This window comes from Microbacterium sp. AC145, from assembly GCF_979258505.1.
Genome location: NZ_OZ409859.1, coordinates 2577271 through 2597067, shown reverse-complemented (window position 1 = coordinate 2597067; position 19797 = coordinate 2577271). Strand labels below are relative to the sequence as shown.

Annotated in this window: 18 protein-coding genes and 1 tRNA gene; 13 read left to right on the top strand and 6 right to left on the bottom strand. The window is 69.4% G+C overall.

Going from position 1 to position 19797, the window contains the following annotated elements:
* Positions 1-184 precede the first annotated feature (184 nt).
* From ACZZZN_RS12540 to ACZZZN_RS12500, 9 genes are all read left to right on the top strand, one after another.
* Positions 185-1141 (top strand): MetQ/NlpA family ABC transporter substrate-binding protein, encoded by a 957-nt coding sequence (locus ACZZZN_RS12540; RefSeq protein ID WP_463505473.1) that lies wholly within the window; start codon positions 185-187, stop codon positions 1139-1141.
* A gap of 45 nt (positions 1142-1186) precedes the next feature.
* Positions 1187-2212, top strand: coding sequence for a methionine ABC transporter ATP-binding protein (locus ACZZZN_RS12535; protein WP_463505472.1), 1026 nt, complete (start codon positions 1187-1189; stop codon positions 2210-2212).
* Positions 2206-2880 (top strand): methionine ABC transporter permease, encoded by a 675-nt coding sequence (locus ACZZZN_RS12530; RefSeq protein WP_463505471.1) that lies wholly within the window; start codon positions 2206-2208, stop codon positions 2878-2880. The genes ACZZZN_RS12535 and ACZZZN_RS12530 overlap by 7 nt, the downstream gene beginning before the upstream one ends.
* Positions 2877-3842: an FAD-dependent oxidoreductase gene (locus tag ACZZZN_RS12525; protein ID WP_463505470.1), complete on the top strand. Its 966-nt coding sequence runs from the start codon at positions 2877-2879 to the stop codon at positions 3840-3842. The genes ACZZZN_RS12530 and ACZZZN_RS12525 overlap by 4 nt, the downstream gene beginning before the upstream one ends.
* A complete protein-coding gene (locus ACZZZN_RS12520; RefSeq protein ID WP_463505469.1) occupies positions 3839-5035 on the top strand; it encodes an aminotransferase-like domain-containing protein in 1197 nt (398 codons plus the stop codon). Before ACZZZN_RS12525 ends, ACZZZN_RS12520 begins: the two co-directional genes overlap by 4 nt.
* A gap of 30 nt (positions 5036-5065) precedes the next feature.
* On the top strand, positions 5066-6373 hold the full coding sequence (gene serS / locus ACZZZN_RS12515) for a serine--tRNA ligase (protein ID WP_463505468.1): 1308 nt from the start codon (positions 5066-5068) through the stop codon (positions 6371-6373).
* Positions 6361-7188: an HAD family hydrolase gene (locus ACZZZN_RS12510; protein WP_463506592.1), complete on the top strand. Its 828-nt coding sequence runs from the start codon at positions 6361-6363 to the stop codon at positions 7186-7188. Before serS ends, ACZZZN_RS12510 begins: the two co-directional genes overlap by 13 nt.
* Before the next feature lie 42 nt (positions 7189-7230).
* Positions 7231-7315 (top strand) — tRNA-Ser (locus ACZZZN_RS12505).
* 51 nt (positions 7316-7366) lie between these two features.
* Positions 7367-8632, top strand: coding sequence for an LCP family protein (locus tag ACZZZN_RS12500; protein WP_463505467.1), 1266 nt, complete (start codon positions 7367-7369; stop codon positions 8630-8632).
* A gap of 8 nt (positions 8633-8640) precedes the next feature.
* On the opposite strand, the gene ACZZZN_RS12495 is transcribed toward ACZZZN_RS12500, so the two are convergent.
* From ACZZZN_RS12495 to ACZZZN_RS12470, 6 genes are all read right to left on the bottom strand, one after another.
* Positions 8641-9219, bottom strand: a complete 579-nt coding sequence (locus ACZZZN_RS12495) for a TetR/AcrR family transcriptional regulator (RefSeq protein ID WP_463505466.1) — start codon at positions 9217-9219, stop codon at positions 8641-8643.
* Between the two features lie 73 nt (positions 9220-9292).
* Positions 9293-10735 carry an aldehyde dehydrogenase (NADP(+)) gene (locus ACZZZN_RS12490; RefSeq protein WP_463505465.1) on the bottom strand — a complete coding sequence of 481 codons (1443 nt, stop codon included), beginning with the start codon at positions 10733-10735 and terminating at the stop codon, positions 9293-9295.
* On the bottom strand, positions 10732-11850 hold the full coding sequence (locus ACZZZN_RS12485) for a mandelate racemase/muconate lactonizing enzyme family protein (RefSeq protein ID WP_463505464.1): 1119 nt from the start codon (positions 11848-11850) through the stop codon (positions 10732-10734). Before ACZZZN_RS12485 ends, ACZZZN_RS12490 begins: the two co-directional genes overlap by 4 nt.
* A complete protein-coding gene (locus tag ACZZZN_RS12480; RefSeq protein WP_463505463.1) occupies positions 11847-12746 on the bottom strand; it encodes a 5-dehydro-4-deoxyglucarate dehydratase in 900 nt (299 codons plus the stop codon). The genes ACZZZN_RS12485 and ACZZZN_RS12480 overlap by 4 nt, the downstream gene beginning before the upstream one ends.
* Positions 12747-12756: 10 nt before the next feature.
* Complete coding sequence (locus ACZZZN_RS12475; RefSeq protein ID WP_463505462.1) at positions 12757-13674, bottom strand: NAD-dependent epimerase/dehydratase family protein; 918 nt, start codon at positions 13672-13674, stop codon at positions 12757-12759.
* Positions 13671-15002, bottom strand: coding sequence for a Gfo/Idh/MocA family protein (locus tag ACZZZN_RS12470; RefSeq protein ID WP_463505461.1), 1332 nt, complete (start codon positions 15000-15002; stop codon positions 13671-13673). Before ACZZZN_RS12470 ends, ACZZZN_RS12475 begins: the two co-directional genes overlap by 4 nt.
* Positions 15003-15131: 129 nt before the next feature.
* Between ACZZZN_RS12470 and ACZZZN_RS12465 the strand changes: the two genes are divergently transcribed.
* The 4 genes from ACZZZN_RS12465 to ACZZZN_RS12450 are packed head-to-tail and all read left to right on the top strand — an operon-like array spanning position 15132 to position 19767.
* Positions 15132-16640, top strand: coding sequence for a glycoside hydrolase family 43 protein (locus tag ACZZZN_RS12465; protein ID WP_463505460.1), 1509 nt, complete (start codon positions 15132-15134; stop codon positions 16638-16640).
* Positions 16641-16642: 2 nt separating this feature from the next.
* Positions 16643-17659 carry a LacI family DNA-binding transcriptional regulator gene (locus ACZZZN_RS12460; protein WP_463505459.1) on the top strand — a complete coding sequence of 339 codons (1017 nt, stop codon included), beginning with the start codon at positions 16643-16645 and terminating at the stop codon, positions 17657-17659.
* On the top strand, positions 17656-18456 hold the full coding sequence (locus ACZZZN_RS12455) for a DUF6807 family protein (RefSeq protein ID WP_463505458.1): 801 nt from the start codon (positions 17656-17658) through the stop codon (positions 18454-18456). The genes ACZZZN_RS12460 and ACZZZN_RS12455 overlap by 4 nt, the downstream gene beginning before the upstream one ends.
* 3 nt (positions 18457-18459) lie before the next feature.
* Positions 18460-19767, top strand: a complete 1308-nt coding sequence (locus tag ACZZZN_RS12450) for a serine hydrolase domain-containing protein (protein ID WP_463505457.1) — start codon at positions 18460-18462, stop codon at positions 19765-19767.
* Positions 19768-19797 lie beyond the last annotated feature (30 nt).

Genomic DNA, 19797 nt, shown 5'->3' with positions numbered 1-19797 from the left:
TCCGCCGAGCGTCGGCCGCCTTCTGTGTCGGCGCATTACCGTCGGCGTGGTGCCTGAGACGCGAGCGCGGATACCGTGAGACCGCATCCCCGCAGAAGTCCACGCCTGTCCCGAATCAGGCCGGCCGGGTCGATGAAAGCAGTGCCGAAGACCCCGCCCGCCTCGCCCCGCAGGAGCCAACGACATGTCAGAGCAGAGCCAGACCCAGAACGAGATCGACGCGCATCTGTCGAAGCAGAAGTCGCGACGGAAGCTGTGGATCATCGGTGCGTCGGTGGCGGTCGTGGCGGTCGCGGCAGCGATCACGATCCCGATCGTCGTGCAGAACGCGACAGCGACCGCGGCGGGCACGGGTGACGAGCTGATCCCGTTGACGATCGCAGACACCGCCCAGAGCGATTTTCAGGATGCCATCGTCGAGGTCGGTCGGGAGAACGGGCTCGACCTCACTTTCGTGAACTTCGACGACCCGTATCTGCCCAACACCGCGCTGCTGGAGGGAGAGGTCGACGGCAACTCGTTCCAGCACGTGGCGTGGCTGAGCCAGTTCAACAAGGAGAACGAGGCGGACATCACGCCCGTCTTCTCGACCGTCATCTCGTCGTGGGGACTCTTCGCCGAGGACCTCGAGTCCGCCGACGACCTTCCGCAGGGAGCCCGCGTCGCGGTGCCTGACGACCCCGCCAACTTCTCGCGGGCCCTGTTCATCCTGCAGACGGCCGGTGTCATCGAGATCGACGAGAACGCGGGGGTCTTCCCGACCGAGGAGGACATCACCTCGAACCCACTCGGCATCGAGCTGGTGCGACTGGCGCACGAGTCCGTGCAGACCGGGTACAGCGACCCGACGATCCAGGCGGTCGTCATCGCGACGGATGACTTCGACCCGGCGCTGGGCATCACGAGCGACGATGCGCTCGTTCTCGAGGACTCGTCCGCCACGACCTCGAGCCCGTACGTGATCGTGGTCGCGACGACCGCGGATCGCGCAGACGACCCCGCGTGGGAGCTGCTGGAGAAGACCTACCGCGATGACCGCGTCGTGAGTGCGCTCGAAGAGGAGAAGCGCGGCGAGGCGACGATCGTCGAGCTGCCCGTCGACGACCTGCGCGCCGCTCTCGACGAGCTCACCGCCCAGTGATCGTGCGTCGCGCGGCAGTGTCCGCGCGATCAGTCTGAGGTTCGAATGACAGATCGTATCCAGCTCGTCGGAGTGTCCAAGGACTACCCCGTCGCGGGCAAAGGAGAGCCGATCCGCGTGCTGCGGGACGTGCATTTCTCGGTGCGCGCCGGTGAGGTGTACGGCCTCATCGGCCGCTCGGGAGCGGGCAAGTCGACCCTGCTGCGGATGATCAACGGGCTCGAGACCCCGACCGAGGGGCGCGTGCTCGTCGACGGCGTCGACGTGCACGGTCTCGCACCGGCCGAGCTGCGCACCCTCAGGCACGGCGTCGGGATGGTGTTCCAGCAGTTCAACCTGTGGAATTCGCGCACTGTCTTCAGCAACATCGCGACGCCGCTCAAACTGGCGGGTTGGGAGGATGCCGCGATCTCGCGGCGCGTGGGGGAGCTGCTCGACTTCGTCGGGCTCGGCGGCAAGGCGTTCGCGCGTCCCCGCCGCCTCTCCGGCGGGCAGAAGCAGCGCGTCGGCATCGCACGCGCGATCGCCGCGAAGCCATCGGTCCTCCTCGCCGATGAGGCGACGAGCGCCCTCGACCCCCAGACGACGACCGAGATCGTCGACCTGCTGAAGTCCGTCAACGCCGAGTTCGGGATCACGATGGTCGTCGTGACGCACGAGATGGATGTGGTCAGTCGTCTGGCCGACCGCGTGTCGATCCTCAGCGACGGCGAGGTCGTGGAATCCGGTGACATCCACCAGATCCTCGCGAGACCGCAGCATCCGGTGACAGCGGGTCTCGTGGGCTCGTATACCCGCACCCGGCTGACCGACGCCGAGCGCGACGCGCTCGCCGCACGGTTCACGGGGCGACGCATCTCGGTGTCGATGGACGGCGAAGCGGCCGACGGGCCGCTCCTGTCGGCCCTCGCCCGGGCGCACGAGGTCGACTTCTCGATCATCCAGGGAGGCGTGGCTCGAGTGAAGGACCTGCCGTACGGGCAGATCAGTCTCGCGCTGCACGGAGAGGACGCCGCCATCCAGCGCTTCCTCGACGCGCTCGCCCAGAAGACGGCGGTGGTGGAATGGTGACTCTCGACGTCCTCGAGCTCGATGTCGTGATCCCCAAGGTCGCACGCGCGCTGGGTGAGACCCTGTTCATGGTGACGGTCGCGTTCTTCCTCGCGTCGATCATCGGACTGATCCTCGGCATCTTCCTGTACGCGACGCGACCGGGGCAGCTGCTGCACAGCCGCGTCGTGCACACGGTGCTCAACATCGTCGTGAACACTCTGCGGCCGATTCCGTTCATCATCCTGCTGATCGCGCTGACACCGCTCACCCGAGCATTGATCGGCACCAGCATCGGCCCCGCGGCGGCCATCCTTCCCCTCACGATCGCCGCATCCGTCGGCATCGCGCGGGTCGCGGAGACGAATCTCGTCGCCGTCGATCCGGGGGTGATCGAGGCGGCGAAGGCCGTGGGCGCCTCACCCCTGCACATCCTGTTCGGCTTCGTGGTCCGCGAGGCGTTCGGACCGCTCCTGCTGTCGCTCACCTTCATATTCGTGGCGCTCATCGATGCGACTGCGGTGGCCGGCGCGGTCGGCGGCGGCGGCCTCGGAAACCTCGCGCTCACGTACGGATACCAGAGGTTCGACTACGCCGTGATGATCCTGATCATCATCGTGCTGATCGCACTCGTACAGCTCGTGCAGTTCATCGGCAACCGCATCGCGCGGCACTTCATCGACGGATGACAGGTCGGCCAGAGAACAGTGCTCGTCGCATCGTCGTGATCGGTGCGGGCGTCATCGGCGCTGCGATCGCCGCCCGGGTCGCAGAGCGGGGGAGCGAGGTCGTGCTTCTCTCCGCGGAGCCGATCGGCAGCACGGCGGTGTCGCGGGCGAGCTTCGCCTGGGCGAACGCCCACGGCAAGACCCCGGAATCGTACCGGCGGATCAGCGAAGAGGCGATACGCCGTCACGTCGCACTGTCGGAGGCGCATCCGAGGCCGTGGTTCGTGCAGACCGGATCCGAGAACGATCAGGGCATCCATCGCGAAGAGGGATGGGTCGACGTGGACGCCTTTCTCGCCGCTCATCTGCACGATCTCGCCGGTGCCGGCGGGCTCATCGAACCGCCGATGCGTGTCGACAGCCTCGACGAGGTGCGCCGGAGGTACGGACCGGTCGACGCGATCGTGGTCGCCGCGGGCACCGCCACCGCACAGCTCGTCGCCTCGGATGGCCTTCGCCCCGCGCGGCTCGCGTCGTCGACCGGGCCGTCGGGATTCCTCGTTCGCATCGACGTGGACGATCATCCGATCGACCGGGTGCGCTCGGTCGGAGGACTGCAGGTGCGACCGGACGGTGCCGGCCGGGTCGCCGCCCAGAGCCTCGTGATCGAAGAGGCGCTCGATCGCTGCGGCATCCCCGCTTCGGTCGAGAGCGTCTGGCCCGCGCTGCGCACCGAACTCGCTCGGCGACTCGACTGGATCGTGCCCGATGACGCGGTGATCCGGATGGAGCACGCGTCGAGACCCCACGCCCCCGACGGCCTGCCCGTCGTCGGCCCGGTGAGCGAGGATGTCTATGTGGCCCTCACCCACAGCGGCGTGACCCTCGCGGCGCTGCTCGCCGAACTCGTCGCCCGAGATCTGCACGGCGACTCAGACCCCCGACTCCTGCCCTTGCGCCCTGACCGATCGGACGAATCATGACGACTGCCACCGCCACCACCCCGAGCGCTCTGCTGGCCGGACTCCCGGCGCGCCAGGGCTTCGGCGATGCGACCCTCATCCGTCTCGCCCCCGGATCCATCGACCTCGGCGGAGGCAACCCCGCGACGGACCTGCTGCCGATCGACGTGTATCAGGATGCCTTCCGAGTCGTCACGCAGGGGGCTGACTTCCCGGCTCTGCTGAAGTACACGCCGGCGGTCGGACTGTCATCGCTCCGAGCGGTGATCGCGGCGAGGGAAGGCGTGTCGGCCGATCGCATCCTCATCACGAACGGCGGGGCTCACGGTCTCGCGCTGGCCGTTCTGGCGACACTCGACCCGGGCGACGTCATCGTGGTCGACGACCCGGTGTACCCGCTCTTCCTCCGGGTGCTCGACCTGATCGGCGTCTCCGTGGTGCCCGTCTCCGTGGCATCCGACGGCATCGACACCGACGATCTCGAACGCAGACTGAGCGAGGGGCTGCGCCCGAAGGCCCTGTTCACGGTGCCGACGTTCCAGAACCCCTCCGGCGTGACGCTGAGCCCCGAACGCGAGGTCGCTCTCGTGGCGCTCGCCGAGAAGTACGGCTTCACGATCATCGCCGACGACCCGTACCGCGCGATCGCATTCCCCGGCACCGTCGTCCCCGATCGCTCGGCCTTCCGACGCTCGGATCACGTGCTCGCGGTCAACACGTTCTCCAAGACGCTCGGGCCGGGGCTCCGCCTCGGGTGGATCGTGCTCCCCGCAGACGCGTCGGAGGCATACACCCGCTTGCGCAACCGGCTCGACGGTCAGACGAGCGGCATCGCGCAGGCGGTCGTCGAGCGGATGCTGCAGGACGAACGGCTCGATCCGTCGATCGTCGCTGCGGGAGAGGCATACGCGCTCAAGGCCGGCGCGCTCACCGGTGCCCTGCGCGACGAGTTCGGCGATGCCGTGGAGGTCGCAGACCCCGCTGGCGGCTTCTTCGCCTGGGCGCGCTTCAGGGGTGACGTCGATTTCGCGGCGCTGTTCGATGCTGCGCAGGACCGGGGCGTCACCTACCAGCGCGGCGAATGGTTCGCAGCCGAGGGCGAGGGGTTCGCCGGTCTCGCTCGGCTGTCGTTCTCCGAGGTGAGCGCGGAAGACCTGCGCGAGGGTGTCGCGAGGCTCAGCCACGCGTGGCGCTCGCTCGTCGGCCGCGGCTGACGCGCCCGGCGCGCACCATAGACTTGACGGATGATCGACCTCGCACTCCTCCGCGACAATCCGGAGATCGTCCGCCGCTCTCAGGCCGCCCGTGGCAACGACCAGGGCACCGTCGACATCGCACTCGAGGCCGACCGATCGCGTCGGGCGGCTCTCGCCGCATTCGAGGAACTGAGGGCAGAGCAGAACGCCTTCGGCAAGCAGGTCGCGAAGGCGCCCAAGGAGGAGAAGGCCGCGCTCGTCGCGCAGGTCAAGGATCTCGCCGAGCGCGTGAAGCAGGCTCAGCAGGTCGCGAACGAGGCCGCCGGCACCGCATCCGCCGCGCTCGCACGAATCGAGAACGTCGTCGTCGACGGTGTGCCTGCCGGCGGTGAGGCGGACTTCGTCGAGCTGCGCCGTGTCGGCGACGTGCCCGCGTTCGAGTTCGAGCCCCGCGACCACCTCGAGATCGGTGAGATCCTCGACGCGATCGACATGGAACGTGGCGCGAAGGTGTCGGGCGCTCGCTTCTACTTCCTGCGCGGCATCGGTGCGCGCCTCGAGATCGCCCTCATGAACCTCGCGCTCGACAAGGCTCTGCAGAACGGCTTCGTCCCGCTGATCACGCCGACCCTCGTGCGGCCGGAGATCATGCAGGGCACCGGATTCCTCGGCGAGCACGCCGACGAGGTCTACCACCTCGACAAGGATGACGATCTCTACCTGGTCGGCACCAGCGAGGTGGCTCTCGCCGGATACCACAAGGACGAGATCCTCGATCTCGGCGAGGGAGCGCTGCGTTACGCCGGCTGGTCGACCTGCTACCGCCGCGAGGCGGGATCCCACGGCAAGGACACCCGCGGCATCATCCGGGTGCACCAGTTCAACAAGCTGGAGATGTTCGTCTACACCACGCCTGAGGATGCCGAGGCCGAGCACCTGCGCTTGGTCGCGCTGCAGGAGGAGATGCTGACCTCGCTGGGGCTCGCCTATCGCGTGATCGACGTCGCCGCCGGCGACCTCGGATCCAGCGCCGCACGCAAGTACGACATCGAGGCCTGGGTGCCCACGCAGGGTGCGTTCCGCGAGTTGACGTCGACCTCGAACTGCACGACCTACCAGGCCCGTCGCCTCGACATCCGCCACCGTCCCGAAGCCCAGGAGGGGCAGGCGGCGAAGACGCAGCCCGTCGCGACCCTGAACGGCACCCTCGCCACCACGCGCTGGATCGTCGCGTTGCTCGAGACGCACCAGCAGGCAGACGGCTCGGTGCGCGTGCCCGAGGTTCTGCGACCGTACCTCGGCGGCCTCGAGGTGCTGGAGCCTGCCGTTCGGCGTGCTCAGGGATCGAAAGCGTGAGCGCCTGGCTCGTCGGCCTCGACGTCGACGGCACGATCCTGCTGCAGGACGAGACGATGAGCCCCGGCGTGCCCGAGGCCGTCGCACGGCTGCGGGATGCCGGCCACGAGGTGACCATCGCCACGGGCCGCAGCTGGATGGCGACACGGCGCTACGTCGAGCAGCTCGAGCTGACGGCCGAGTTCGTGGTGTGCTCGAACGGCGCGGTCACCATGCGACGGGTCGGTGACGACTGGGAACGGTGGCACGTCGAGACCTTCGATCCCACGCCCGTGCTCGCCCTTCTGCGCGAGCGGCTGCCCGAGGCCAGGTACATGGTCGAGCTGGGCGACGGCAAGCGCCTGTACACCGAGCACCTGGACGACTGGACCCTCGACGGCGGCCGTCAGGTCGACTTCGACGAGCTCGCCGCTGAACCGGTCTCCCGCGTCGTGGTGGTGTCGCCGGGACACGATGAAGACGACTTCCACCGTCTCGTCGCGGATGCGGGCCTCAACGAGGTGTCGTACGCGATCGGCTGGACGGCCTGGCTCGACATCGCCCCTCAAGGCGTCGACAAGGGCACGGCGCTCGAACGGGTGCGCACCGAGCTCGGGTTCGAGCGAGGTCGGGTGCTCGTGGCCGGCGACGGCCGCAACGACATCGGCATGTTCGGGTGGGCGCTCGGGCTCGACGGGCGCGCGGTGGCGATGGGTCAGGCCCCCGACGAGGTGAAGGCCGCAGCGGGTGAGGTGACCGAAGATGTCGACGCGGGCGGCCTCGCGACGGCGCTGGACACGCTTCCAGCAGCCGCCCAGGTCAGCGCGGGAGAATAGAACTCGGCTAGACTCACGGCTTGTCGGCAGATTCGTCTGTCGGGAGGGTTGTCCGAGCGGCCGATGGAGCTGGTCTTGAAAACCAGTGGGCAGAGATGTCTCGTGGGTTCGAATCCCACACCCTCCGCTTCCTGAGCACGGTGTCCCCGCACCGGTACGCCGAACCGAAAGGCCCCGAGTGAGTCAGAACACCCGCCGCCGCACCGTCGCCCGCCACGGGCAGCAGAAGACCCCCGGTGCTGTCAGCCAGCTTCTGAAGTTCATCGCGATCGGACTCGCCGTCGTGCTCGTCAGCGGTTTCGGCGTGGCCGCGTACATCGTCTACGACCTCTCGAGCACGGTGTCGGCGAACGCCGTCGACCTCGACGGCCAGGAGGATCTGCCGCCGGACATCGGCGCGTACGAGGGCGGATTCAATCTGCTGCTCACCGGCGTCGACGCCTGCGAAGAGGAGTACGCACAGTACTTCGGCGATCGCTGCAGCGACGGGGAGTCCGAAGCCACGCTGAACGACGTGAACCTGCTCCTGCACGTCTCGGAGGAGCCCCGCCGCATCACCGTCGTGAGCTTCCCTCGCGACATGATGATCCCGATCCCGGAGTGCGAAGACCTCGAGGGCAACGTCCACTCGGCCATGAGCAAGCAGCAGCTGAACGTGGCCTACACCGACGGCGGCCTCAACTGCGTCGCGAAGACCATCACCGAGCTCACCGATCAGGAGGTGCAGTTCGCGGCATCCGTCACCTTCGGTGGCGTGATCGAGATCACGAACGCGATCGGCGGCGTCGAGGTCTGCCTCGCCTCGCCGATCAAGGACCGCCACACGAGTCTCGACCTCGCGGCCGGCAACCACGTCATCGAGGGTCTCACCGCCCTGCAGTTCCTGCGCACCCGGCACGGCGTCGGCGACGGCAGTGACCTCGGCCGTATCGGCAATCAGCAGCAGTACATGTCGAGTCTCGCCCGCAAGCTCATCAGCGGCGAGACGCTCGGCAACGTGCCGATGATGCTCAAGCTCGCGACGACCGGTCTCGACAACGTCGAGGCGAGCACGTCGCTCGCCGACCCGATGAAGATCGTGCAGATCGCGCTCGCGGTGAAGTCCGTGCCGTTCGAGGACATCGTCTTCCTGCAGTACCCGACGTTCACCGACCCCGACAACCCCAACCGGGTCGTGCCCGACAAGGAGTCGGCTACCACGATGTGGGACGCGATCAACGCGAACATGCAGCTGCAGGTCACGCACGAGAACACGGCGAACGACGGTGTGATCCTGCAGGACCCGAACACCGGCGCACCCGTGGAGACTCCGGCCGAAGGCACCCCCACCGAAGAGGTCCCGGATCCTGCTGCGACCACCCCGGGCGTCGTCGCGCTGCCGGACTCGATCAAGGGCAACTCGGCCGCGCAGCAGACCTGCTCCAACGGCCAGGTCGACGGCTGATCCCGAGCTCAGGCGCTCTCGGGCGGGTAGAGGACGTCGAGCAGCGACTCGACGATGCCCGGCATGTCGACCGAGCGATCGATCATCCACTGCAGCTGCAGGCCGTCCGCGACGGCCTGCACCACGCGGGCCGTGGTCTCGGGGTCGAGCACCGCGCGACGATCGATGTCGGTCTCGAAGCTCACAGCGATCGTCTCGCGGAGCCGTTCGCTGCGCTCCAGGAAGAAGTCGTGCGCGGGATGGGCCGGGTCCACCGCATCCACCGCGAGGCGTGAGAACAGCTCGACGACGCCGGGAGTCCGGGTGTTGCGGCGCACGACCTCGAGGAACACGGTCTTGGCCTCGCCGGGATCGAGCTGCTGCGGGTCTCTGCCCTCGTGCTCGTCGCGCTTGCGCAGCACCTCGGTGAGCAGTTCCTCCTTGGACCCGAAGTAGTGCAGCAGAGCGGCGGGGGTGACCCCGACGACCTCAGCGATCTGCTTGAGCGAGGCGTTCTGATAGCCCCGGGTCGCGATCACGTCGAGTGCGCTCTCGAGGATCTCCTCGCGTCTGGCGATGCCCTTCGCATATGAACCTCGTCGCGCCATGCATCGACCCTAATCCTGAACGGCGTTCGATGTTGTCACGACTCCCCCCCCTGTGGTCGGGGGAGGAGCACGGTCAGGCGGGGAGCACCAGCGTGCCGTTGCGCCGGTGCGGCAGCTGCGCGAGCGACTCGTCGCGCAGCGCCTCGGGCAGCAGCGACTGCGGGGCATCCTGGAACGCCAGCGGACGCAGGAACCGGCGGATCGCGGATGCGCCGACCGATGTGTGCAGCGAGGTCGTCGCGGGCCAGGGGCCTCCGTGCTGCTGCGACCAGGTCACCGCGACACCGGTGGGCCAGCCGGCGAAGAGCACGCGCCCCGCACGCTCCTGCAGCAGCTCGAGCGTCTCGACGGGGTCTTCGTCGGGCTCGGCGTGCAGCGTGGCGGTGAGGCTGCCCGGCACGACGGCGAGAGCCGCGTGCAGGTCGTCGTCGGAGTCGTAGCGCACGAGCAGGGTGACGGGGCCGAAGCACTCCTCGAGGAGCACCTCGGGCCGGTCGGCGACCGCGCGTGCGTCGGTGAGCAGCGCGACCGGCCGCACGCCGTCGACCTCGACGCCCTCGGCCACGACCTCGACGGACGGGTCGCCCTCGAGGTGCGCGAGTCCTGCGGGAAAGGCATCCGTGATGCGCTCGGTGAGCAGCGGACCCCCTGAGGCGCTCGGCACGTGTGCGGCGACGAGGTCTTCGAATCCCGATCCTGCCGGGACGAAAACCACGCCCGGCTTGGTGCAGAACTGCCCGACACCCAGCGTGAAGGATCCGACGAGGCTCTGTGCGAGCGCCTCGCCGCGGGCCGACACCGCGGGCCCGGTGATGACCACGGGATTGATGCTGCCGAGCTCGCCGTAGAAGGGGATGGGGTCGGGTCGCCCCGAGGCGAGGTCGAACAGTGCACGACCGCCTGAGACGGATCCGGTGAAGCCGGCGGCGCGGATGAGCGGATGCTGCACGAGCGCATTGCCCGCCTCGCGTCCCTCGACGAGGGAGAGGGATCCCGCGGGGGCGCCGGCCCCCTCGAGGGCTGTGGCGACGAGCTCGGCCGTGCGGACCGAGAGGCGCGGATGCCCCGAGTGCGCCTTCACGACGACCGGGTTGCCGGCCGCGAGCGCCGACGCCGTGTCGCCTCCCGCCACGGAGAACGCGAACGGGAAGTTCGATGCCGAGAAGACGGCCACGGGCCCGAGAGCGGTGAGCAGGCGACGAAGCTCCGGCCGCGGTGGCGTCGCCGAGGCGTCGGCGTCGTCGACCGTGAGCTCGAGGTACGAGCCCTCCTCGACGACCGCGGCGAACAGCCGCAGCTGTCCGCTGGTGCGTGCGACCTCGCCGGTGAGCCGGGGGACGCCGAGGCGTGTCTCCTCGTCGGCGATCGCGACGAGCTCGGCGACGTTCGCATCGAGCACGTCTGCGGCGGCGCGCAGCCAGCCCGCTCGGGTGGAGGCGGTGGAGCGTCGCCAGATCGGGGCAGCCGAGGCAGCGGCGTGGACGATCGCGTCGAGGTCTGCGGGGGAGGTGGTCACGAGGGTTCCTTTCCTGCGGTGAGCGCCGGGTCATCGGTGAGAACAGGAGCGAAGCGGATGCCGAGCCCCTGATGCTCGTTCTCGGTCAGATACCCGTCGGCGATCGTGACGGGCGTCGGGTCGGCCAGCGCGCCGAGCGCGCCGAAACCGGCATCCTCGACGTCTTCGACGAGAACCTCGTGCCGGGAATCCGGAAGTGCGAGCGCGAGTTGACCGGAGAGCTCGGGAAGAAGATGCGGGTGCAGGGCTGCGCCGTGCGCTGCGGCGAGCTCGGCGATGCGCAGGAACGGCGTGATGCCGCCGACCCGCACGATGTTGGGCTGCACGATCTGCGCGGCTCCCGCGCGGAGGAAATCCCCGAATCGGTGCACGGTGTGCAGGTTCTCGCCGACCGCGATGGGCACGTCGATCCGCCGGGCGAGCTCGGTGTGGCCGGCGAGGTCGTCGGCGCGCAGCGGTTCTTCGATCCACGCGAGGTCGAAACGCGAGAGGGCGTCGATCGACGCGGTCGCACGATCGAGGTCCCACCGCTGATTCGCGTCGATCATCAGCGCCCGATCCGGCCCGAGCAGTGCGCGCACGGCGGCGACCCGGTCGAGGTCCTCGGCGAGGTCGGGCTTCCCGACCTTGATCTTCACTCCCTCGAAACCCGCGTCGATCCAGCGCTGCACCTGGGCGAGCAGCTCGTCGAGCGAGTAGTGCAGGTTGACGCCCGACCCGTAGGCGCGCAGCCGCTGTCGGCGGCGTCCGAGCAGCTGTGACACCGACGTGCCTGCCGATCGCGCCTCGGCGTCCCAGAGTGCGAGGTCGAGCCCGGCGAGTGCGATCGTCGTGATGCCCCCACCGCCCGCCTCGTGCAGGTGCTCCCACAGGCCCTGCCAGCACTCACCGGGAACGGCGGAGCGGCCGACGGATGCCGGGGCGATGTCGTGTTCGAGCAGCGCATGGACCGCGGGCGCGCCGATCTGCGGGCTCCAGGAGAAGCCCCATCCCTCGCCGCCGTCGGAGCGGACGACATGGGTCGCGATGATGCCGACGGAGGTCACGTCGGCAGCCCACGGCCGCGTCAGCGGCACTCGCTGCAGACGCGTCGTCAGACTGCGGATGGTCGTCACAGCAGTGCGCGGCCCGCGGCGAGGATCTCGGCGAGACGCGCCTCCTGGGCGGGGGTCGGGTCGACGAGCGGTGCGCGCACCGAACCGACCGCGAGTCCTGCGAGGCGCAGCCCGGCCTTGATCAGCGAGACCCCGAAGCCGGGCGTCTCGTCGCGCAGCTCGACGAGGGGGCGGTAGAAGCCGTCGAGCAGGGCGAGGCGCCGCTCTTCATCGCCGTCGGCGTAGGCGCGGTAGTAGGCGTTGGCGATGTCCGGTGCCATGGCGAAGGCCGCCGAGGAGTATAGCGGCACCCCGATGCCCCGGTACGCGGCCTGCGTGAGCTCGGCAGTGAGCAGACCGTTGAAGAACGCGAAGTCGGTGCGCCCCTCCTCGGCGACCGCCCGGACGATCAGCTGCGTCGTGCCGATGTCGCCCGTGCCGTCTTTGAAGCCGACGACCCGGGGGTTCGCGACGAGTCGACGAACAGTGTCGACCGAGTACTGCGCGCTGCCGCGGTGGTAGACGATCACCGGCAGGTCTGCGGCCTCGGCGATCTGCTCGACGTAGGCCGCGAGGCCCGACTGGGTGCCGCCGACGAGGTATGGAGGCAGCACGAGCAGGCCGTCGGCGCCGGCATCCGCCGCGGATCGAGCGACCTCGATCGCGTGGCCCAGGGGTCCGCCGGCTCCGGCGATCACCGGCACGCGGCCGGCGACAGCGGTGACCGCGGTACGGGTCACCGCAGCGGCCTCGCTCGCCGACAGTGCGTGGAACTCGCCGGTCCCACAGGCGGGGAAGACACCGCCCGCGCCGGCCTCGACGCCGGTGGCGACGTGCGCCGCGAGCATCTCGTGGTCGATCGTCCCCTCGCTGGTGAACGGGGTGACGGGGAAGAACAGGATTCCATCGAAGTCCATGTCGAGCCTTTCAGGAGACGGATGCGGGGGCCTGCGCGGTGACGAGTTCATCGCGCCAGGTGCGGGCGGGGTGCCAGCCGAGCAGTCGAGCGGCTTTGGCGGAGGAGAAGGCGGGCGCAGTGCCGGTGAGCACCGACGCCGCACGCTCGGTGCCGGGATGGAACTGCGGCAGCAGCTCGCTCAAGGGGCGGCGGGCGAGGGCGTCATCGGCGCCGACGAAGAACACCTCGCCGTTGGGGATGTCGTCGAGCGCGGCCAGCAGCGTGTCTGCGAAGCTCGCGACGTCACGCGCATCGACGTAGTTGAACAGAGCGGGTGCCGACAGAGCCGGGTCGTCGAGGCGTTCGAGCACGGTGTGGCCCTGCTGGGTCGGCGCGCCCGCCCACTCCTCCGGGGCGATCACGTAGCAGGGACGGAACGAGGCGAAGCGCACGTCATCACCGGTCTGCCGCCGCAGCATGGCGACCGTCTGCTCGATCAGGAGCTTCGACAGCGCGTAGGCGTTCCACGGCTCCGTGGCTGATTCCTCGTCGAGGGGAAGACGGTCGGGCGCCCATCCGCGAGGAGCCCCGTAGCCGATGACGGTCGGGCTCGACGCCGCGACGATCCGGTGGATTCCGGCGCGCACCGCACCTCCGAGCACGGACTGGGCAAGGGACGCATTGGTGCGCAGGATGACGTCTTCGGGCGCTGAGAAGGGGACGGCGATCGCTGCGAGATGGATGAGCGCATCGGCGCCCGTGCCCGAGAGCGCCGAAGCCGTGGCATCCGCATCCGTGAGATCGAGAGAGAACTGCGTGATCCCTGGGCGTTCGAGATGCTCGCTCGGCGCGCGGTCGATCGACACGAGTTCGTGTCCGGCCTCTGCGAGACCGGTCACCAGAGACCGGCCGAGGCGACCGGACCCGCCGGTGACGGCGATCCTCATCTGCCCGACTCCAGGAGGGCGATGCCGAGCTCTGCGACCTTCACCGGGAGTCCCGTGTCGAGCGAGCGGTTGCCCGCGATGCCGACAGCGATCGAGCGGATGCCGTCGGTCCAGTCCGCCGGCCGCGCGAGCGGGTCGTCACCCGGACCTTCGAAGACATCGGACAGCAGCAGAGCATCGCCGCCACCGTGACCGCCGTCGCCGCTGACGATGGGCACCTCATAGGCCGCTTCCCAGTGCCGCTGTACGAGGATGCGCTCGCCTTCGGGCCGCAGCTCGGTCGCGCCGTCACCACCCGAGAGGCTGGGGTCGATGTGCGGGTGCAGGCCTTCGCCGGCGAGCACCGCACCGCGCTCGACGACCTCGAGCTCGACTCGGCCGAGCGTGCCGTTGACCGCCACGCGGTAGCCCTCCCACGGGGAGTGCGCGTTCAGCGAGTACGACAGCGTGGCACCCGAGGCGTAGTCGACGACGAGTGCGAGGTTGTCTTCGATGGTGATGCCCTCGCTGAACACGTCGAGATCGCGCACATATCCGTCGTGCTGCTCGGCCTCGAGGTAGAGCGCGGTCAGACGCTCGTCGGTGCGGAGGTCGAGCTCGAAGAGGTCGCCCCCGTCGTGGGTTCCTCGTGCCGGTCGCTCACCGAGGCCGCGGCTGGCCGCATTGTCGGCGCCGTAGAAGCGCAGGCCGCCCGATGCGTAGACGCGGGTCGGCTGCGAGCGGATCCACCAGTTGACGAGGTCGAAGTGATGGCTCGACTTGTGTACGAGCAGGCCGCCCGAGTTCTTCTTGTCCCGGTGCCAGCGGCGGAAGTAGTCGGCACCGTGGTTGGTGTCGAGCATCCACTGGAAGTCGATCGAGGTGACCTGCCCGATCGTGCCGTCCTGGATGATCTGGCGCAGCGCGCTGTTGCGGGGGGAGTAGCGGTAGTTGAAGGTCAGCACGACCTGGCGGCCGGTGCGCTCGACCGCCTCTTCGATGCGCGCGGCGCTCGCCGCGTCGATCGTGAGGGGCTTCTCGACGACGACGTCGGCGCCCGCCTCGAGAGATCGCACGATGAGCTCGGCGTGCAGATCGTCGCGCGAGCAGATGACGACCCGGTCGACGCGCTCGTCGCGGATCACCTGCTCGAGTTCATCAGGGGTCGCGAGGCGCGGAGCTGCGGCACCGGCGTCGACCGCGCGTGCGGAATGGAAGGCCGCGCGCACCGGGTTGGGCTCGACGATGGCGACCAGTTCGGCGCGGTCACGGTGTGTGCCGGTGATCGCATCGACATACATCTGTGCGCGGACTCCGGCACCGGCGAGGGCATAACGCAGACGGGACATCAAACTCTCCGAATCTCAGGAAACGTTTTCTCAGAGTAACAGGAACTGCGGCCCTCCGGAAGGTCGTCTTCGCGGACAGGGTCAGGTCGGGCGTGGACAGGAACCGGTTTCCCGACTACCTTGAGACGGATGAAACTCATCGACGATGTGAGCTCGTACCGCAACCCGATCATCGATGCCGATGTTCCCGACCCCGACGCCATCCGCGTCGGAGATCGCTTCTACCTCGTGGCATCGAGCTTTCATCGCGCCCCGGGGCTGCCGATCTTCGCGTCTGACGACCTGGTCACGTGGGAGCGCATCGGCTACGCGCTCGAGGGCTCGGTGCCGCAGGCGTGGTTCGCGCAGCCGCGGCACGGCGGCGGCGTGTGGGCGCCCTCGATCCGCCACCACGACGGGCTCTTCCACGTCGTCTACCCCGACCCCGACCAGGGCGTGTTCGTGGTCACCGCGGCCGACCCGGCAGGTCCCTGGTCCGAGCCGCATCTGCTGCTCCCCGGGCTCGGCATCATCGACCCGTGCCCGCTGTGGGACGACGACGGTCGCACGTATCTCGTGCACGGCTGGGCGCGCTCACGGGCCGGGCGCAAGAACATCGTCACCGTGATCGAGGTGGATGCCGAGCTGAGGAATCCGATCGGTTCGGCCGTCGACGTCATCGACGGCGATCTGCTCGACGGCTTCTCGACGCTCGAGGGCCCCAAGTTCTACACGCGCGAGGGGGAGTACTGGATCTTCGCCCCGGCCGGCGGTGTCGCCACCGGCTGGCAGACCGTGTTCCGCGCGCCGACGCCGTTCGGGCCGTACGAGCATCGCGTCACCCTCGCGCAGGGTGAGACGCCGGTGAACGGCCCTCATCAGGGGGCGTGGGTCGACGACGGCAGGGGTGGCGACTGGTTCCTGCACTTCCAAGACCGCGGTGTCTACGGCCGGGTGCTGCACCTGCAGCCGATGGCGTGGGGTTCCGACGGGTGGCCGGTGATGGGCGAGGCGGTGAGCGGCGGTGCCGCGCAGCCGGTGCTGCGGCATCCGACTCCTTTCGGCACGACGCCGGGCCCGAGTACGCTCGCTCGTTCCGACGATTTCGCCGACGGGCGCCCGAGCGGTCACTGGCAGTGGGAGGCGAGAGTCGAGCCGCAGACGGTGGTCGGCGAGGGGCCGGGCCTGGGTCTTCGGAGCAGCCCTGACGGCGGCAACGTGCGCACTCTGCCGCGGGTGCTCTCTCAGAACCTCTCAGGACAGCCGTGCGTCGCCGCTGTCGAGGTCGCGCTGCAGACCTCGGGCGCCCACGAGCGCGCCGGGATCGCCGTGCTCGGCAGAGACTATGCCTGGGCGGGAATGCGACGCACGGATGCCGGTGTCGAGGCCGTCGTCGCGGTGCGCAGCCGCGATGACCAGGCGGAGCGCGTGATCGCGACGATCCCGCTCGACGACGCTCGCATCCGGGTGGGCGTGACCGTCGACGCCGCCGCCCGCGTGCGGTTCACGCTCGGCGCGACCCCGGTCGATCCGCAGTTCACCGCGGTCGAGGGACACTGGGTCGGCGCGTCGCTGTCGCTGTTCGCCGCGGCCCCGTACGGCGCCCCCGAGGCGATCGGACGCTTCGCGGACTTCACGATCGACGCGCAGGAAAGCTGAGCATGGCCACCAGACGAGCACGCAGCGCCCCCACGCGCGAGACGACGATCAACGACATCGCCCGGGTGGCTGGGGTCTCCAAGGCGACCGTGTCGCGCGTGGCCAACGGCGTGAGCACCGTCAACGAAGAGATCGCGCAGCGGGTGCGCGCGGTGATCGACGAGCTCGGATACACGCCCAGCCAGACCGCCCGGTCGCTGTCACTCGGTTCCAGCCGCACGGTCGGTGTGCTGCTGCCCGACCTCGGCAACCCCATGTTCCACCAGGTCCTGCACGGCTTCAATCGTGCGGCGTCGCAGGACGGCTATCACGTGATCGTCACGGACGCGTTCGAAGACGCGGACGCCGAGGCCGAGCTCGCCAGAGACCTTCGCGACCGCACCGACGCCGTGGCGCTGTTCGCCCCTCGGATGCCGAGGGAGAGCCTGCTGCAGCTGCTGCCGCGCGTGGCACCGGTCGCGGTGTTCAACCGCACCACCGGCAAGAACGCCGGATCGGTGCTCATCGACTACCACGAGGGGATCATCCTGCTCGCGCGTCATCTGATGCGGCTCGGTCACCGCCGCATCGCGTTCCTCGCCGGCCCCGCCTACGCCCGTGCGAACTGGGAGCGCGAGCGCGGTCTCGACGAGCTGCGCGGCGCGGAATCCGACGTCGAGATCATCGATGTGCCGTGCGGCCACTCGTTCGAAGACGGCTACGACGTCTGGCCGGCACTGCGGGCGACCGGCGCGACGGCCGTGATCGCATACAACGACGTCGTGGCGCTCGGGCTTCTCGGTCGTCTCTCCGAAGAGGGGGTCTCGGTGCCGGGGGAGATCTCGGTCGCCGGATTCGACGACATCCCGTTCTCACGCTTCTCCTCTCCGTCTCTCACCACGATGACGTCGAGGCTGTCGGAGATCGGCGCGCGCATCTGGGAGGTGCTGCGCGCCGAGATGACAGATGATCCGATCCGCGAGCCCATCATGTTCTCGCCGGAGCTGGCGACCCGCGCCAGCACGAAGGCGATCTCATGAGCGTCGACCTGCTCGAGTCGGATCTCGGCGGCGTCCGCTATCACGACGGCGTCGACGTCGACCCGCTGCTGTCCCCTCGCCCGTACCTCACCGCCACCACGGCGAGCGGTGTCGCCGCGACCGCCGTCGGACCCGACGACCACCGGCATCATCTCGGCGCGAGTGTGGCGATCCCCGATGTCGACGGCACGACGTTCTGGGGCGGCCGCACCTTCGTGCGCGACGAGGGGTCGCGGATGCTGGCGAATCACGGCCGACAGGTGGAGCGATCACGCGAGGTCGGCCAGGGACGCGTCACGGAAGAGCTGGTCTGGGTCGGCCCCGACGAGACCCCGCTGCTCGACGAGCGGCGAACCATCGTCGCTCGCCCAGGCGTCGACGGGGTCGACGTGCTCTGGAGCACGGTGCTGACCGCCGCCCACGGCGCTGTCAGCATCGGCAGCCCACACACCAACGGCCGCGACGGTGCGTTCTACGGCGGTATCTTCTGGCGGGCGTCGTTCCTCACCGGTCGGGTGCGCTGCGCGGGCGGCGAAGGGGCGGAGACCGCACACGGCTCGCTTTCACCGTGGCTCGCCGTCGACGGGCCGGGCGTCTCGCTCGTCGCGACCACCTCGAACCACGACATGCCCTGGTTCGTCCGCGCCGACGGCTACGTCGGCTTCGGGCCCGGGGTGGCCGCCACCGGGCGCCGACTTCTCGACGCCGGCGAGGAGCTGCACCTCGACCTGCGCGTCGCGATCCTCGATCGCCCCCCTGTCGATCCGGCAGCCGTCGCACGTCGGCTGAGCGCCTGAGCGATGACCGACGATCTGCAGCACCTGCTCGAACGTGCGCACGCGGCCGACATCGCGATCCACTCGTTCGCGGTCAGCATCGACGGCGACGAGGTCGTGCGGGCCGGGGTGCCTCCGTGGGGACACGACGTGCCGCATCGGATGTACTCGGTGTCGAAGTCGATCACGGCCGTCGCGATCCTCCTGCTCGCCGAAGAGGGGCGTCTGAGCCTCGACGACCCGATCGTCGACCATTTTCCGGAGATGGGTCCGGTGCACCCATGGCTCGGCGCCACCCGCATCGACGACATGCTCGCGATGACGGGACCGCACAGTCGCACCACCTACGTCGCCGATGGCGACGGATGGCTCGAGTCGTACTTCCGGGTGCCGCCGACCCATCGCCCCGGCACGCTGTTCACCTACGACACCAGTGCGAGCTACGTGCTCAGCGCGCTGGTCGAACGGCTGTCGGGAATGCCGATGCTCGACTACCTGCGGCCCCGGCTGCTGGATCCGCTCGGGGTGGGGAGCACCATGAGGTTCCTCACCGGACCCGAGGGGATCAGCCACGGCGGTTCGGGGCTGATCGCCGCGCCGGGAGACATGCTGCGGATCGCGGAGGCCGTGAACGGCACGGTCGAGGTGCTGCCGGCATCCGTTCGGACGAGACTGCTCGAACGCCGCAGCACCCCGGCGACGCAGACCTGGGGTGCGGCACTGCGCCACGGGTACGGGCGCCAGGTGTGGCTGCCCGATGACGGATGCTGGCTGATGTTCGGCCTGGGCGGTCAGCTGGTCTACGGAGACCCGTCGCGCCGGATCGCCGCGGTGGTCACCGCCGACACGACGACCCTGGCGAGCGGCGATCAGCGCCTCGTCGACCTGCTCCTGCCGGCGCTCGGACTCGACGTCGGCGCCGGCGTCGGCGCCGGAGTGCAGCTGCGCGCGCCGACGCCCTCGCACGATCCGGCGTCGGCGCATGCGGTGCGGGGCATCTGCACTCTGGTGTCCGGCGAGGGAGCCCCGCAGCGACTCGCCGTCGAGCTCGACGGCGGCGGTGGAGTGATCGAGGTCGCCGGGTCGACTCTGCGGTTCGACACCGCGCACCCGAGCGTGACCACGCTGCCGCTCGGCGATGCGGTCGTGACAGCCGGCTGGTCATCGCCCGGCGTGCTCGACGTGCGGGTGAGCGCGGCCGCCGCCGACATCGCATCGGTCCGTCTGCGACTGGTCGCCACCGACGATGGCATCCTCACCGTCATGTCGCAGGGGTTCGGGCCCGAGATCGGACCCGAATGGACCTGGCGCGGCAGCTATCTGGCTCCGTGATCACAAGAGGCTCGATCCCGTCCGGGATCG